This is a genomic window from Klebsiella sp. AqSCr, assembly GCF_008452795.1.
Lineage (GTDB): Bacteria > Pseudomonadota > Gammaproteobacteria > Enterobacterales > Enterobacteriaceae > Klebsiella > Klebsiella pneumoniae.
Window position 1 is genome coordinate 1045327 of sequence record NZ_MJDM01000005.1, and the last position, 17165, is coordinate 1062491.

The 17165-nt window shown below is 51.4% G+C and carries 13 protein-coding genes and 1 pseudogene; 2 read left to right on the forward strand and 12 right to left on the reverse strand.

Annotated features, from left to right (window positions below; translation table 11 throughout):
- Positions 1–59: 59 nt before the first annotated feature.
- From BHE81_RS09030 to BHE81_RS29020, 12 genes and pseudogenes are all read right to left on the reverse strand, one after another.
- Positions 60–3476, reverse strand: a complete 3417-nt coding sequence (locus BHE81_RS09030; protein ID WP_023301801.1) for an ImcF-related family protein — start codon at positions 3474–3476, stop codon at positions 60–62.
- Between the two features lie 552 nt (positions 3477–4028).
- The gene (locus BHE81_RS28680; RefSeq protein WP_225545387.1) at positions 4029–4703 is read right to left on the reverse strand and encodes a hypothetical protein; all 675 of its coding nucleotides are present in this window, start codon (positions 4701–4703) and stop codon (positions 4029–4031) included.
- Between the two features lie 4 nt (positions 4704–4707).
- Complete coding sequence (locus tag BHE81_RS09040; RefSeq protein ID WP_029499423.1) at positions 4708–4965, reverse strand: PAAR domain-containing protein; 258 nt, start codon at positions 4963–4965, stop codon at positions 4708–4710.
- Between the two features lie 25 nt (positions 4966–4990).
- Positions 4991–5848, reverse strand: coding sequence for a hypothetical protein (locus BHE81_RS28685; RefSeq protein WP_023301799.1), 858 nt, complete (start codon positions 5846–5848; stop codon positions 4991–4993).
- Between the two features lie 42 nt (positions 5849–5890).
- Positions 5891–6787: a hypothetical protein gene (locus BHE81_RS09050; protein WP_004148791.1), complete on the reverse strand. Its 897-nt coding sequence runs from the start codon at positions 6785–6787 to the stop codon at positions 5891–5893.
- Positions 6788–6801: 14 nt separating this feature from the next.
- Positions 6802–8829, reverse strand: coding sequence for a peptidoglycan DD-metalloendopeptidase family protein (locus tag BHE81_RS09055; protein ID WP_023342696.1), 2028 nt, complete (start codon positions 8827–8829; stop codon positions 6802–6804).
- A gap of 2 nt (positions 8830–8831) precedes the next feature.
- On the reverse strand, positions 8832–11459 hold the full coding sequence (locus BHE81_RS09060) for a type VI secretion system Vgr family protein (protein ID WP_009307584.1): 2628 nt from the start codon (positions 11457–11459) through the stop codon (positions 8832–8834).
- 150 nt (positions 11460–11609) lie between these two features.
- Positions 11610–11734 (reverse strand): annotated as a pseudogene (locus BHE81_RS28170) (hypothetical protein).
- 183 nt (positions 11735–11917) lie between these two features.
- Entirely contained in the window at positions 11918–13615 is a 1698-nt protein-coding gene (locus tag BHE81_RS09065) for an OmpA family protein (protein ID WP_009307583.1), read from the reverse strand.
- Between the two features lie 3 nt (positions 13616–13618).
- Complete coding sequence (tssL, locus tag BHE81_RS09070) at positions 13619–14272, reverse strand: type VI secretion system protein TssL, short form (protein WP_149888791.1); 654 nt, start codon at positions 14270–14272, stop codon at positions 13619–13621.
- Positions 14269–15609: a type VI secretion system baseplate subunit TssK gene (gene tssK / locus BHE81_RS09075; RefSeq protein WP_009307582.1), complete on the reverse strand. Its 1341-nt coding sequence runs from the start codon at positions 15607–15609 to the stop codon at positions 14269–14271. The genes tssL and tssK overlap by 4 nt, the downstream gene beginning before the upstream one ends.
- 236 nt (positions 15610–15845) lie before the next feature.
- Positions 15846–16091 carry a hypothetical protein gene (locus BHE81_RS29020; protein WP_077251083.1) on the reverse strand — a complete coding sequence of 82 codons (246 nt, stop codon included), beginning with the start codon at positions 16089–16091 and terminating at the stop codon, positions 15846–15848.
- 86 nt (positions 16092–16177) lie between these two features.
- Between BHE81_RS29020 and BHE81_RS09090 the strand changes: the two genes are divergently transcribed.
- Together BHE81_RS09090 and BHE81_RS09095 are read left to right on the forward strand one after the other, a co-directional pair.
- Positions 16178–16507 carry a gamma-glutamylcyclotransferase family protein gene (locus tag BHE81_RS09090; protein WP_002910650.1) on the forward strand — a complete coding sequence of 110 codons (330 nt, stop codon included), beginning with the start codon at positions 16178–16180 and terminating at the stop codon, positions 16505–16507.
- A 114-nt stretch (positions 16508–16621) separates the two neighbouring features.
- Complete coding sequence (locus BHE81_RS09095) at positions 16622–17161, forward strand: DUF2058 domain-containing protein (RefSeq protein ID WP_002910652.1); 540 nt, start codon at positions 16622–16624, stop codon at positions 17159–17161.
- Positions 17162–17165: the final 4 nt, after the last annotated feature.

The window sequence follows — 17165 nt, forward strand, 5'->3', positions numbered from 1 at the left end:
GGCCATGAGCGAAGGAGGCCTGGCGTTGCAGGTTAACGCCAATCAGTGAGGGAGAAGGTTCAGTATCCCTCTTCGCCGGGTATATCGTCGGTCAGCGGAACACGTTCAGCAGACGCGCGCACGCTGAATATCGTCTCCGGTAGCGTAAAGTTTCGCAGCGCCAGCAGCGCCAGCGGTCCTTCCCCCGCCTCGGTACGCAGCGTGTAGTTCAGCAACAGACCATCCGGCGCTTTCCAGCTCAGGCTCCAGCTGCTGCTCGTTCCGGGATAAGCGCTGACCACCGCCTTATCCAGCAGACGGATCCACCCCCAGGCGCCCGGGAAATCGCCATACTGGCGGGTGCCCGCCCGGGTACTGATCCAGCTCAGACTGGCGCCCGGCGCTTCGGTGTCAGCGGGCCAGCTGAACCGCCGCCAGACCGGCATCTGGTTCATATAGACAAGTTTCTGATTGTCGATGACCAGCTCCGTCTGCATCACGCCGTCCGCGGTGCCGGGACGTAGCGCAAAATGCAATCCCGCTTCGCCGTTGGCGAACGCGACGTCGGAGAGATGGCTCAGGGTATTCATCGCCTGCAGAAAGGCCGGGTTAAACGTCAGCCCCTGAGCATTGATACTGTCCGCCATCCAGCGGCTCCCCTCTTTATGCAGCACGCCGTTCAGCCGGGTCTGCAGAAAGCGGGCGATGCGCCCGGTCTCGCTGTCGAGGTATTTTGCCAGCAGCGGCAGAGAGACTTCACTGCTGGTATTTTTAAAGGGGTAGCGACCGCCAAAAGCGCTATTCCAGTCCTCCACCACCGCGCTGCGCCACTGGGCGTTGAGACTTTCCGCCGCCGGGGTCAGCACCTGCTGCCAGGCCTGTTCCATCGGGCGAACAAACAGCGTTTGCCCAAATCCACTCCACTCCTGGCCCAGCCCCGCCGCCACCAGGCTGCCGTAGTCGCGCGTTTCGGTTAAATCCACGGCCTTGCCCTGGAATACCGTCTGCGCAAGCAACCGGGTCATCGCCTGCGGATCGGTGGCGTTGGTGACCTGCTGCAAGCGCAGACGCACCTGGGTGACGCGGGTCAGGAAGGTCTGCAGGCTAAGACGGCTGGTGGGTGTCCCGCCGTCGCGATTGTCCAGCAGCGCCAGTACGGGCCCGAAGGTGGCATCCAGAGGACCGCGCGAGCCGGACTGCTGATCGATGGCGGGTGGGTTGTCACGGTTGAACAGCTGCCTGGCCGATTTGACCAGCGAATCGGCGATGGCTTCCCCGGTCTGGCCGGTTCGCCCCTGCACGCTCAGGGTGTTCATCAGCGCCACCAGCGGCGACTGGCGCACATCGGCCATCAGGGTCAGCTGGTCAATGGCATCAGAGAGGGTCGCCGCGCGCTGCCAGCGCAAACTGTTGAGGAAATCCAGCCAGGCGCCGCTAAAATCAGCGAAATAACGCTCCGCCAGCCTGGCTCGCAGAGCTTCCGGCGACGTCGACTGCGCGGCAGGCTGCTTCGTGTCGCTCAGCACCCAGTCCATTTCATCGCGGCGTTCCGCGACCACTTTCTCAATGGCCGGCTGCACGGCCTGCTCCCAGGCCTGACGGGTAAACATGCCCGGCACCACCTCATCAGTGCTGAACAGACGCGAAGCATCGGTGTCGGCAGTCATATCCGCCAGGCGCATATCGGCATACTGATTCGCCACCTGCGCGAGCATCTTCTGGTAAAGCGTGGACTCACTGTTGCGCTGGCCCATCTGTCGAATTAACCGTGTGCGCACCTGGCTGACCAGACCGTCATCGACAGGCAGACGCCACTGCGGATGCGACGCCAGACTGGCGGCATAAAATGCCAGCAGCGAAGGGCCGCTGCCCTGCCAGACGGCGTCGGCGATGCCTGAGCGCTGCGGCCAGTCCTGCATTAGCGTAGTGGCGAACCACGCGGCGTCCATTTTTTCCGGGCGGGTCAACATCAGATATTGTTTCAGTTGTCCGTAAGCGGTCTTCGTCATCTTCTCACGCAGTGGGCTGTCCGGCGGCAGCTGCACGAAGGCGGTGAGCTGCTCTTCCAGATGATGCGCCGCCGCATCGCGCAGCAGCGGCTGCGCCCTCTCTCCGTAGCGCGGGAACAGCGCCGCCAGCAGGTCATCGTTCTGACTGAGGCCAGCGCGGAGGTACCACGGCGCGCCGTGCTGCGAGCGGTATTCCAGTTGAGAAAGCGTTTTCTGTAACGCGGAGAGCGCATGAAGGCGTACGGCCAGCGGCTGTTTTCCCGCCGAGGCCTGCTGCACCTGCTGCTGTGCGGTCGTAACCAGCTCGCGGTTGGCGATAAAAGAGACCAGCAGAGTGGCGGCCCAAAATAACATCAGGGCGGCAGTTGCCACGCTCATCCCACGCATCCAGTTGACTCCCTGTTTGCGCGGACGTAGACCTGCGGGTAATTCCGTCATCCTGTCCGGCAGAATATCCCAGCGGTTATCCCGGCCCCAGTGATGGCTGATGCTGCGGCCGGCCTCCGCCGACGGCGCGCTGAACACCACTCCGGCCAGCGGCTGCGGGCGGTAAGGATTAAGCAATACCGATAACGGCTCCGTCACCGTTTCCGGTTTACGGGTCAACTGATCGGCCAGCGCGAGTAAAAAATTGTGCTGTGGCTGACCGCAGACCTGCTGTATGCCTTGCGCGGTCAGCTGCGGTATCAGCCCGGTAAGCTGTCCGGCGAGCGTCTGCGGTGAACAATTCGCAGGCAACAGGCACCCCACTGGCTGGGTGACGCGCCCGGCCTGTTCTCCGGCGCGCGGATGCAGCGACCAGACGTACAGTGGCAGCTTCCAGCCCAGAGCCTCATAGCGAAGCTTTAAAGCATGAGACACGCTATCCATTGCATCTGGCGTGAGACCTGAGGTTGCGCTGTTTTCCGTTGCCGGCAGAACGTCCAGCGCTGAGGTCACCCAGACCATTCCGTCCACCGCACGGCGGCGCAGTTTACGCAACACAGCCAGCCAGTCTGCATCGGCCGGAGTCGCAGGATCACCACCCCACAGCAGCACAGTCCCCCGGTCTTCCTGCCAGAGTTCCCTGGTGAGTTTTGGGGCCAGTTGTTCCACATCACTGACTGAGCCGGTCATCAGCAGGATACGGACTTTGCTATGCCAGAAATGACCGTAAGTATGTCGCAGAACTTGTTGTACGTCGTTTATTATCTTTTTACTTATGTCTACCTGTTTCAAATGAGCACTATTGTTTGACCAAGTATTCTGTTTATCATTTAACTTATGGAAAAAACGCAATCTTGATGCAAACGCAACAAGTGAGTACCGACTGACTAGCAACAAAGAGAGGAAAACAGGAACTGCGAAAATAGTACAGAGCACCCGAAATTTTTCTGCTGGTTCCATCCATCCCAGGGATGGTCCCCACAGGTAATATAGTAGAAACAAAATAACAGTAATAATAACGACAAAAAAAACGCCAGAAAATTTAATAAGGATTTTCTTCATGTTATAATAAACCTCTAAACACTGGCAACCGAGTTAAACAAATGAGAGTTCAAAACATCATTATTTTTATTTACCAATAAATACTGTCCTGGGGGAAGATGCTCATTTACATAACTCAATTGCAAAAACTCGGTAAGAGGCGGGCATTTACATAAATAGTTGTCTGAATCAATGTATATATACGACGAAAGTGCACTTTCCGACATTACATCTGTTGTTTTTAACACCACTTTTTTAAGCTCTTCTTCATTCAACCCAGAATATATAACACCAGATAGCCGCCTCCCTTCATTAACCCTTCCCCAAAGGAGCGATTAATCTATTCCTACCCAATCACATTCTGGTCGAAAAAAAGCCCCTAAAGATGAGTGACCACCAGTCTCACCATCATTTCTCAGTCTTCCCAACAAAAACATCACAGATTCAGATTTATCGTCGATTTCATCGTCAAGTAATTCTGCGCCATAAAAACTGGCGGCAATAAGAACTATATATTCATCAGAAGAGCTATCCAGCAAGTTATCGATGGATTCAGATAAGTTTCTACTAAACTCAATATCCCCCCCCCGGATATATATTATCAAGTCGTTCTTGCCAAATCTTTTCCATCAGAGGTTTTAAATTATCATTAAGAGCGCATATCACTTTTACCCTAACATATTTAGGCAAAAGGGTTATATGCATATGGATATCATTAATTAGAAATCCCATTATTTTATTAAATAAAATAGCATTTCTATCCTGTATTTGATGAATGCTATTTAATTCATTTATTGGGGAATTAAAACTAAGATATCTGGACATATGCGTTAACTTTGGTGCATAGCGAACAGGCAATAAATCCCCCTCTATGATATTAGTCACACCACCATTTAAATCAGGCAATCTGACCTGTAACTCAATGACCTCAAGATAGGCCCTTCCTTTTTGAAGCAACTCCTGATAATAATCCAGGCGAGTTTTATTCCAGTAAACTGTTTCGATATCCTCATTATTCCATATTATAACTCTGAAGAAAAATACAGCCCCGCTTAAGAGTAGCGGCACCAGCAATAACTCAGACCAGAAAGCATAATTATTTTTTGATAAATACTCAGGAAAATAAACCAAAAAAACACATACATATACAGCAAGAATACAAACACAAATTCCGAATTCAACCCATAATGATAATGTTTTTTGGGATGTTTTCTCTTCCGAAGGAATATCAAAAATATTTACTGGCATAAATTCATTCCTTTAAAACACGCGAACCGGTGGAAATAAGAATAGCGCCACATGAACAGCGATGCCCTTCTAACGCAACAGCTAACCCGTTATCGCAATGTTTTTCATCTCCCTCACTTATACTATTTATACCGTGTGTTGGACATGAGACTAGATCAGACTTACGTGCCACAGATTTACCATCAATGATTATCTGAGATGAGCCCGTTAAGACAGATCCACCATGAGATGTTTTATCACCTACACAAATAGTTTTTTTCATATTCTAATCTATTCAGTCTGATATATTAATTGGCAATAGTAACTTCAGGAAGTCTTTTTAAAATGACAGGTTGGAATCCATCGGGATCATCAATCATAACCGGTTCACCATTTTTCATGACAGGATTTCCATTATCATCTGTTTCCTGAACCTTCTCCTGAGGTTTTCCAGTTTTTTCATCAACAACGATAACCTGATCTGGACCTGTAAACTTAAATGCCGACTCGATACTATAATCGATATAGTAATCTTTAACTTTTTCAATAGATGTATTGAAAACATTGATACTTTCGCCCTGCAATGCAGAATCAGGGAATTCATCAAGCCGCAATATTGTATCAAATGTCTTACTGTAAAATAGTATATTATAAAAAACGCTTAATTTTTTAGAGGCTAATCTATCATCACGGGCACATCCAGTATAAAAAACCATATAATCATGAGCATCAAATAATATCCCATATCTTCGATTGACACAAACGGATGGATATGTACAATTACTATTTAGTAATAAAAATTGAGATATTTTACCTCCTCTTTTTATTCGAATTATGCTTTCAGGAAATAACGTTTCACCAGGAATATTAACATAAGTACCTGCGGGTATTTTTACATATTTCCCATCAAACACCCCAATCCATAAGTCCTGTTTTTTATTTACCAACCAATACTGATTGGAAAATAAAGACTTATTTCTCTTTATATCTGGGAGATTGTTTTGAGTTGTTTTAAAATCAATAAATTGATCATGATATCTTTCGTTTGCATCTCGATCTAATAGATTTCCAGGGTCACTCTTGGAAAAGAGTATCTCATCATTTCTATCGCTAGCATGGATAAATTGTGTTGATATCAAAAAATAAAATAAAACAAAATATTTCATGATTTACCATCCTATGGATAATCAAAATAATTGATAAAGATATTAATCAAAAACAGTAACTTCAGGAAGCCTTTTTAAAATGACAGGATTATAGCCATCAGGGTCATCAACCATTACTGGCTTTCCATTAATCAAGATGATTTTCCCATTGTCATCAGTTTTTGGTACCTTAGGTAAAGCTTTGCCTGTGTCAGGGTCAACAATAACGATCTGATCTTTTGCGATTATTCTAAATGCAACGTCAAGCGCATCATACCGATAGTATCCATTTATTGACACCAAAGATTCTTTTATATATTTAAGATCTTCAGGAGTTGAATAAGGTATTGAATCAAGCACAATTATCGCATCATATATTTTATCATATAGTAAAATATCATATAATATGATATGGCGGGTTGAGTTAGGTTCAAAACTAAAACTAGTACATCCAGAGTAAAAATATGTATATAATGAAGAGTCAAAAACTATATTATTTATTACACTGAGACATTTAGATGGGTAATTATTAGTTTCACGTTGCAATAGAAATTGTGAAATTTTACCCTTTCTTTTAACTCTTAATATTCGTTGTTGATGATACCCACCATTAGGAATGTCCTTGTAATAGTTTGCTGGCACTTTGATATTTTTTCCATCAAACAAGCCAAGCCATAGATCCTGTTCTTTATTTACCAACCAATATTCATTACTTGAAAAAACTTTGCTCCTCTGAGAATCAGGTAAATTATTTTGCTTATTTTTGTAATTACGATAATCACCGCGATATTCCTCATCAACACGTTGTTGTTCCTGTCTTGAAAAAATCTCCGAGAATGTCATGGAATTTGTATCCGAGTTGACGCTGGATACTGAATTATCTGACGCATAACAGATTTGTAAGCTTGCCGCTTCTAAAAATAAAAGCGACATGAAAGAATATTTAATAAAAATTCTCATTTCTCATTTTCTTGTTAAGGATAATTAAACCCATCGATGAAAGGAGCAGGATCAAGCCTGTTTGCTATACCAGGACCAGGTCTCTCTTTTACTCTAACTTCAAAATGGAGATGAGCACCTAAAGCTATACTGGTCATTCCATTGGCATTACCTGTGCAACCAGTTTCTCCCAATAATTCACCACAACGTACATGGTCTCCCCTCTCTAAACCAGAATGAATTGCAGACAGATGGGCGTAGAAAAAATAAACCTCACTAATTTCACTATCATTACATCTACAAAGCAACGCCTTCTCTAGTGGAAGATCGTCAACCTGAACAATAATACATAACTGTCTGCCATAATCACTACGAGGAGGATCAATTATAAAAGCGATGCGACCATCTGCTACTGAAAATATTGGTGTATTTGGCGCAGCTTCTATATCCAAGCCCTGGTGTTGATAACGACGTCCATTAGAGCGAGTTCTCCATCCCTTAAAAGTAGCACTACGGACTCGAGGAAGAGCATGAGTACGAATCCGGCAAACAGAAAGTGGATTACTCCATGTATTCCCCTCAACGTTTACAGAAGGAGATGGGGTATTTCTTGGCTGCGAATTCATAATAGTTACTGGAGGTAAATCCGTATTTAGAATGTACGTAGAATTAAGTTTCTGAATAATATCTTTGGTGGAGTAATTTTTCATCTTCGGTTCAATTCGGTAATGATCAGGTACGATAATTGAATCGAAATAATTGACCATCCATGCAACAAAAGCGGTCCTCCATGTACTATCAATAGAATAATACCTAATTATCATCTCATTATCTTTTAAATTACCAATTAGTCGGTTATAGAAAGCAATATTAGTCGGGATTTTTTCGCCTTTTCCAGGAGTTTCTTTCCCATTCATAATAATGTCATATGCGCCAAATGCCCCATTCATATGAACAAGGTAAGCTATTTTAACTAATTCATCTGATTCAAGAGCACTAACTGCTGATAACTTTAAACTAAGTGAGTCAATCCCTTTTCGATCATACAAACCAATCATATCAATACTGTATTCTGCATTAACCCGCAAAGATAAAACAGTATCTTTATCGATTTCCGTTATAGTTCCATCGACCAATTCACCAAAAAGTTTTCTATTTTTATAGACCAGTTTCTGGTAGGAATATTTTCCTGTTATAAGCTGATATATTTTAGACTCCGATTCTGCACATAGGGATAGCCATGTATCAGGTTTAAACTGTCCTAACCCTACCGCTCCAGAACCAGTAGGATTGGTCGCATTTGCTTTCCATCTTGACTCTGCATAAATTAATGCAGAAAGTCCCTCTGGCTGGAATCCATATTTTTTAGCTGTTTCAATGATATAATCTCGATATTGTTCTGCCTCTGGAGGAAGGCGTAACCCTTCACTGACATTACCAATATTACTCACACTGGTGGGAGCACCACCTTCGGTTCTCGTGGTTTGATTTACAGAAGGTGTCGGGCTTTCCGCTGTTCTACTTTCTGATGGGCCGGAAGCAGATGAGTCATTTATCTGTTTCGCCTTTACTTTTTCCTGTTGTTTGCTCGATTGTTGGGTACCTTGTTTAACTCTGGTACTCCCTTTTATTATCATTTCCCTGGATGATATCCGCAAACTTAACGTTCCCAGCGGCAATTTTTTATGGTCTGCAATCAGAATGTATTCTTTTTTATTTAAATGTTGCAGTTCAACCTTTATACCTTTGGTGCTGTCTTCAATAAGCAGACCAGCGACAACACCAGTGCTGTCTGTTACGTAATCATACGTCTTACCATCAAAAGTGAGTCTGAGTTTTGCATTGCCAAGCGGGCGCCAGACGAGATCGCAAATCCTCAAAGTCAATTGAGTATCATAAACTTTGTCTTTTGATGGTAAACTCAATACCTGACCGGGCTGGATAATATGCTGCTCTGCTTTAGTGAGAAGACCGTTAATATTGGCCAGTTCATTAACATCAATTCCGAATTTACGACTGATTTTCCACAGGCTGTCACCCTTCTGAACTGTATACTGTTCCATGGCTATTCCTTATCTTGTTCGTTTAATTCACCATCATATTGCGGACCATGTTCATCGAAATCCAGGTCATCATCAGTCTCATCCTCAATATCATGCTCATCGTTATAAGAAAAAAGGCTCGTCCATTTATCATCGCCAATTATTGCATGAAAATTTTCACTTTCAGGCGGTTCAAAACAACCTGACTCTCCATCATTAAAAGCAGAACTCCATATTTGTTCTTTTGATTTACTATCAAAAAGACTCACTTTCATAGTAGATGGCGCAGCATTACCAAGAGCATCTAAGAGCATAAAACTCATTGACTGTGGACCACTATCAGGAAGTTCTGGAATATTTGACTGCATAGAAGCTGGGCCACTGTAGAGAAGCTTACTTTGCTTCATCATAATATCACCAGGGCAGCCTAACTCGATGTTTCCTCCGGAAAGGCGAATGTATGCCCCGCCAGCACAGGTAAACGTTAAAGTTTTTGCCGCTGTAAAAGTCATACCCTCTGTTGTACTGGTCAGCGAAATATTTTGCTTAGCTATTACTTCAATATTTCCTGACTGAGCCTGTGATATTAGATCGCCTTTGGCCACAATAGCTTCTATGCCCTCAGTTTCGGTAAAGATTGATATTTTTTCAGAAGCGGCAAGAGTAATATTTTTCTTTGCTCCCAGTTCAACATTTTGCCCTGCAGTCATATAAATATTTTCGCTTGCAACTGCCTGAAGATGACTTCCACTGGCTAAAGCAATACCTTCTGGTGCACTCATCAGTAATACAGCCTGCTTTAGCGCAAGTAACTTCTCTTCCATCAGTGCCTGTTGTTGCTCATATTGCAAGAGCTGTGCTTTTGCTGCTGATGCTGCCTGTGAAAGAGACTCCATTTGACTAACGGCTTGCGTCAACAAGGAATGTACTGCAGCCATATCCAGCACTTTCCCTTGTGCCTCAGGCTGGCTGTCCGCAGTAATGAATATCCCTTTCCCCGCCCGGATCCCTCCCCACGAATCGGTACGCAGTTCAAACCCTTCCCCCCTAAGCTTGCGGCTGGCATCAACGTTATGTCCTAAATTCAGCTGCGTCTTGCCGCCGTACTCGGTGCTGAGCTTGATATGCTCCTCGCCGCGCTTATCCTCCATTCGCAGCTTATTGTTGGTCGGAGTACGAATCACATTGCGGGTGCTGTTTTTCTCCGTCACAGGGTCGACATGCCGTGAGTCGTGCAGCGCATGCGCAATATACGGCCGGTCAGGGTCGCCTTCGTGGAAAGCAATCGCCACCTCCGTGCCCTGGATCAGCGGGAAGTGAAAGCCGTACACGTCGCCGCCGTAGGGTTTGGCGAGACGCACCGGCATGCTTTCCTGCCCCTGCCCTTTCTCATCTCTGTCAGGGTCAAATTTCACCCGGTACAGGCCGGACGCATCCTGCCAGGCGTAGATATCATTCGCTTTCGCGCTGGTCACCCGCGCCGTCATGGTGCCAGTCACCTTCGGGCGCGGCAGCAGCGGCGGACGCCAGCACAATGTTTCGCTGTAGGGCACCGCCAGCAGGGACACCCGCAGCGCCTCCCGGCGGCTGGCGGTAAAACCGGTGCCGGTGATTAACAGCGGATCCTGTATGGGCGCAGGCAGGGTCGACGGCAGGCTGTCGGTAACGGTCAGCACCTGGGCCGGCGCCAGCCAGGCTGCAGTACTGCTCGCGGTAATAAGCGTCTGGTGAGCCAGAAAACGCTCATGGTCGAGGCGGGCATAGAAGTTGGCGGTCTCCGTCTGCGGGTCGATTTTATCGCCACGCTCCCGGTGGCGAAGCTTATAGTGGTATACCTCACCGTAAGTGATGCCTTCACCATTTCCCCGGGTCATATCCGCTGTTGCCGACTGGAGAACGCTCTGCGCATCGCGGGGGTTATAATCCCGGGTAGTGACGTTCGCCTCTACGACATTGTGCGTGATGTTCAGACCCCATATCGATTCCGTACCGCTGTCGCTCATCCCGGACGGGCTGTTTACAGGAAGTGTTTTATCGAACATCAGCGCCCGCTGCGCGTCGGCGAAATGGACCACTTCGCTCTGGGCCTCTTCCTGCAGGGTGAAGAAATAAAATATCCCCACCTCTGCCAGCAGGCGCTGGATAAATGCCAGGTCGCTCTCCTGATACTGATTAATTTGCTCGCGCCGCGGATAGTGTTGCTTGAGATTAAACTCATACTCCCAGTCATGCAGGTGATGTTCCTGCAATACCTGCTCCACCACCTCCGGCACCGATTTATTCACGAAAAAACGGTGGCTGCGAAACTGTTTATCCAGTAAGGAGAGGAAGGGTTCGAGGGTTATCTGATATTTCGACTGATCTTCTGAACTGCTGATACGCCGGAAGGCAGTCACCACGCCATGGACGCGTTTGCAGTCCGCCAGCTGCTGCAGTGCGCCGCCGCCCATCGTCAGCATGGCGGGTTTGCTCAGGAGCTGTGCGGCATCAATATTTTTCTCTGCGCTGGTAAACGTAATAGTGTAATAATAAAGTTCACTCAGTTTTTCTGCCCCACTGAATTCTTCCACATCCAGCGATGCGGTACATGAAGGAATATCCAGCTGGTAACGGTTAAGGGTGGTGCCGGTAATTATTGAAGAGGTATCCATTATATTCCTGTTTTACTCCGCTGTAATGACCATCAAAAATCAATTCACAGGACGCCCTGTTTAATTTTGTTTAATGATAATCATCTCATTCATCATAAATATATTTATGTGCATATCGATATATCAGATACCCCACCAGGAGTTTCGTAACTAAAAGGTAACCCCAGGGATATTTATATTCACTGACTGAGAAATAAAAAAAGCAGCCAGAAACCGGAGCCTTCAACGTTTATCGCCGCCAGCATTTCTCTGCCACTGTCCTTAGCGCTATCCATAATGATCTCCTTTATCCATCCCCTTTCCCGAGCTTCATCCCCGCAGAGGCTTCGCCTAGCCGACAAGATTGACTGGCTGCAGGCACGCTACCGCCCATCGCTGTTTCCTGTTTATCAGGGACCCGTAGCGCACAAGGTCAGGCAGGCAGATTGTTGTTCAACCTCCGCGATCGGGGTCGCTGATTACTCGGTTTCGCTTTTTAATCCGTTAGTCTCTGCTCCTGAGGTATTGGCCGTGCCCGGCGCCAGACAGGCGTCCTTCTGCGGGACCAGACTGATCTCCACCCGGCGATTTTGCGCCCGCCCCTCTGGCGTCTCGTTGCTGGCGACAGGACGGCTTGCGCCGTAGCCCTGCACCGCAAAACAGCTCTCCGGCACATCGCCGGTATCGCGCATCCAGTCGCGGACCGCCTCGGCACGCTTCAGGGAGAGTTGTTGATTGGATTTATCGTTGCCGATGCTGTCGGTATGGCCTGCCACCACGATCAGCCAGCCGGGTTTGGCCTTAATGCCCAGCAGCGAGTTCACCAGCAGCTTTGTCGAACCCGGTTTCAGCGTCGATTTGCCGGTATCGAACAGCGCCATGCTATCGAGGCGGATCGTCTGCGGCCCCTGAACAACCTGCTTAATGACCGGACGCGGCGGCGGGGGCGGCGCCCAGTCATTGATAGCGGCTTCAACGAAGGGGATCAGCCGGCCCCCCTGATACAGCCCCAGCCGATAACGCAGCGGCTCCCCCCGGCGCAACCAGTCATCCAGCAGGCGGCTGTCGGCACGCAGACGCTGCTGCGCTTGCAGCTTCGGCGTCGGCGGCGTGCCGCTGAGGCGGTGATACACCGCCAGATGATCGCCGACGCTGCGCACCAGGCGCTGGTTGTTGATAAAGGAAGCCAGCATCGCCAGCGCCAGAAAGAGGAAGCCCACCCCAGCGGCAAGACCGGCATCGCGCATCCGGCGGCTGACCCCGTGGCGGTGCGGCAGTGACGACAGAAGAAGATCCGGCAGCGGGTGAGGACCTGGCGCCGCGTCGTTGCCCGGGGAGAGCGTGGTGATCCCGGCGATTTGCTGTTGCCAGAGGTTATTCGCCACCGCCGCTACCGGTGTCAGGCAGATGCCCGCGGCACACAGGTTCAGCGGAGGAAGTTCTGCCTGCCGGGCGCGGAATGGCCGGAAAAGAGCGTTTTCGGCCAAGGTCAGAATGCTCTCCAGCCACAGCGTCTGATGCAGGCGTGAGGCAGAGCTGCCCTCCCGCTGCCACCCGGCAACCGCCTGGGGCGCTTGTCCCTTCAGCTGCACCTGGAGACCAGCCCTCTCCGGCGTGATGGTAAACCAGCGGCTTTCCGCGGCCTGGCCGCCTGGCGGCGTCACCCAGAACACGCTCCACACCGGCGGCAGACCGTTTAGCCAGGTTCGGCACTGAACGATACTCCGCCGCCAGTCGCGCAGCGACTGCGCCAGATGCTCCCCGGAGGGGTGGTGCTCCGGTACCACCGCCAGCAGCACGGAAACCTGCGATACCAGCGCCGGACGCGCCGCCGCCAGGTACTGCGCCAGCCGCGGCAACTGCTCCGCGCTGTCACCCCGGAGATACCAGCCGTGACGGGTTTCGCCGTGCGCCGAACGCCCGGGAAACAGACCGTCGGTATCCCCGCAGACCAGAACCACCGCCCCCTGAAAATCCTCGGGCGGCAGGACGATTTCCGATCGCTGACGGCTGACTGCCCGGCGACGCTGACGCCAGAGCGCCGCGCCGCCCGCCAGCAGGATGCACAGACTGAAGATCACCTGGTTGCCGATGGACAGCGGCCAGAAGCCCAGCACCAGCCACAGGGCCAGGATGACGGTCAGTATCGTAAGCAGACGACGGGCGTTATCACGCATCTCTTATCCCTGCCCTGCTATCTGCGCCACCATCTGTGACAGCACGGAGGAGAAGGTCAACCACAGCGCCGCCAGCGCCACAATGCCAGCCGCCCAGCCGCACCAGTACATCCGCCGTCCGCTGCGCAGCCGGGAGGCACGAACCACCACCGGCGCCTCCTGGGTCATGCTGAACGGCGGGACCCGCGCGCCAAGCGCTTGCGCCACGTCCTCACGCCGTTCGTCATCCTCGGCGCGGTACTGTCCGACAAATCCCAGCTGTAAAGTACGAAAGAAGCAGGTCAGCACTGCCGCATCCGCCGTGGGCTCTCGCAGCAGCTGGCGGATCCGTTCCCAGAGCTCTTCCCCGGCGTTGAGAGTGCTGAAAAAGCGCGCCTGCAGCGGATCCTTGCGCCACCTGCGGTAGCCATCATCCTGACTGGCGCGGTTGAGGACGCTCTCATCGAGCAGCGCGCAGTAGGCATAGAGTATCTGCTCAGCGCTGGCTTCACTGACTCCCCCCGCCGTCAGCGCCTCGCGCGCCTCGGTCACCCATCGACAGGCCTGGCGATAGAGCGCCTCGCCATCGGTCACCGGCTGGCCGCAGCGTAACTGGCTGACCATCAGCCAGCCCGGGTAAAAGGTTTTGTTGATCAGATCGCTTTCAGAGGTATTCATGAGCGCAGTACCGCAAAGAGTTCAAGTTTCACGTCGCCAAGCGATTCCGGGGTATAGAAGGTGCAGTTGCCGGCCTCCAGCATCGCGCGGGCGGCATCGGTGGAGAGATCCAGAGCGAAATATTGGTTTTCCAGACGTAGCGGAATGGCCGCCGGCACATGGCTCAGCGGTTTGATCGCGATGCCGCTGAGGGCAATATTGACGACCTCGGCGACATCATCATGGCTACCCGCCTTACAGAGCTGCGGAAAGCGGCTCTGTAGCTGGTGAGGGGGGAGTGAAGAGCGCACCGACAGATAAAAATCCGCCCCCTCGCGCAGCCGCGCATCGTGTAGCCTGCCCCGCCAGATCTCCCGGTCGGCGCCCTGCTCCAGAGCGATGGCGATCACCCTTGAGGGCAGGCTGACTTCGAGCAGCATATCCAGCAGGGCAAACAGCGGCGGGAATACCTGCTCTGGCGAGGCATGTCGGTAGCGGGGGATTGCTTCCAGATGATGTTCAAGGGAGAAAGTCAGCAGACTGCCGGCCAGCCTGGCCAGTTCGCGATAGAGCAGCTCCGGATGGCGCGAAGGGTCCTGATGCAGCTCGCTGAGCACCGGTTCAGCGCTGTTCAGCGCGTTGAGCAGCCAGAACAGGGAAACATCCGCCACGGCAAAATCAGCCATCCGCGCATTGCTTTCACGACGCATGGCCATCAGGCGTCTGCGTCGGGCCTGCAGGCGATGTAACAGCTCGCCCAGCTCGCTAACCAGCGTCGGGCTTGCCGCCAGCGACAGCAGCGGCGGGATGAATTCCGGGTCAACGATCCACTGCCCCTGGGCGTCGCGCACCAGACGCGCTACCGGGCAGGTGAGGAAGGCTGCATTTTCCTCGGTGGAGAGACGCAGCGTTAGCGCGTGTCGCAGAACGGCCAGCTCGCTGCGTTCATGGCCGGCCAGCTCCTGGACGGTCACCTGCTCGGCGCGCCAGCGGCGCGGGCGGGCGCTCTCCTGGCCGTCATCAAGATTGCCGCCGCTGGCGCTGAGCAGCGGCAGAGCGAGCAGAACCTCCACCCTGTCCTGCATCACGTCCGATACATCGCGGACCGGTGGCAAAATATCCGCCAGCTCGGTGTCAATCAGCGTTCCGTCGGCGAAACGCACGATCAGCCGGGTAGCGTTGAGCCGGGAAAGGGTGAGCGCGCTCGCGTCAAACTCCGCGCGCAATACCCCCCACGGGTGGGCGAGCGCCATGCGGGAGACCGTATCGGCGACGTGCGCGTCCCAGCGGGCCTGTTGCTGAAACTGCTGCGGGACCAGAAAAGCCCCGTCGCGCCATAATGGGCGGAAAATCTTCATTGCACCTCCTGTGCCTTTCGCTTTCATTGGTCTGCAGACAGGACCAAATGCCCGGACGGATATCCCTCATCCGCCGTGTGTTCGGCTGGATTTATTACCTGCCGCTTCAGGGAAAGGAAATATCTCCCCTGCCCGCGAGAGTTTCGAAGTCAGATGATATTTTTGGTCAAGGGATGTTTATCATAAAGCGAAAGAGTCAGGGGGAGGTAACGCCTGGCCCTAAATAATATCTGAATTCAACCCAAGGTAGCTTTATTGCTCTCGGTCATAACATGTAGAAGGAATATTCCATAAGCGGCCCTTTTATTATTTTCCTGTTGAATATTAATTAGCGAATTAATCCCTCCGTAGGGAATATTTATATTTACCTTAAATATAAATAATAATAAAAATATCACCGCAATCGATATACCCTCAGTAGCGCTGAGTCCAGAATCTCCCCCGGCAACTGCCAGATACCCGGAGGAGTGCCCCGCCCCCACCCGGCCATTGCCAGGCGCTGCATTACCCCGTATTTTGGTTTCCCGCTCCGCTGTGGGCGGGTGTCAGGGCGAACGAGAGAGAGAAAATGAAACCACTATTTGTCTATGGGACGCTCTGTCCCGGTCGCAGCAATGCGCATATTCTGGAGGCGATCGGGGGCGAGTGGCGTCCCGGCTACGTCACCGGCACCTTTTACGCGCGCGGCTGGGGCGCAGCCGCCGATTTCCCGGGGATCGTCCTCGACGCTCACGGCCCACGGGTCAACGGCTATCTGTTCCTGTCCGATCGGCTGGCGGCGCACTGGCCCATGCTGGACGACTTTGAGGAAGGGTACGATCGGGTGCCGGTGGAAGTGACCACCGACGATGGACAGCAGATCAGCGCCTGGATTTATCAGCTTCAGCCCCGGGGGTAATCCCCCGCCGCGCTGCGCGGCATGGTACAGCAGCCCAGCGCGATCGCGAGTCTGGCGTCGTTTCTGCCAATGCAGGTATACTTGCCAGATGTTTCCTCAGTTTCAGACACGCAGATGACAAAACTCACCTTACAAGAGCAGATGCTCAAAGCCGGCCTGGTCAGCAGCAAAAAAATGGCTAAAGTCCAGAGGACGGCGAAAAAATCCCGCGTTCAGGCCCGTGAGGCCCGGGAAGCGGTGGAAGAAAATAAAAAAGCCCAGCTGGAGCGTGATAAACAGCTTAGCGAGCAGCAAAAGCAGGCGGTGCTGGCGAAAGAGTATAAAGCCCAGGTGAAGCAGCTGATCGAGATGAACCGCATTACGGTCGCCCGGGGCGATATCGGCTTTAACTTTACCGATAATAATCTGATCAAAAAAATCATGGTCGACAAGCCCACCCAGACCCAGCTGATTAACGGCCGTCTGGCGATTGCCCGCCTGGCGGTGGATAACAAGCCCGAAGGTGAATATGCGATTATTCCGGCGGTAGTGGCTGAGAAAATTGCCCAGCGCGACGCCAGCAGCATCGTGTTGCACAGCGCCCTGAGTCAGGATGAGCAGGATGAAGACGATCCGTACGCCGACTTTAAGGTGCCCGACGATCTGATGTGGTAACCCC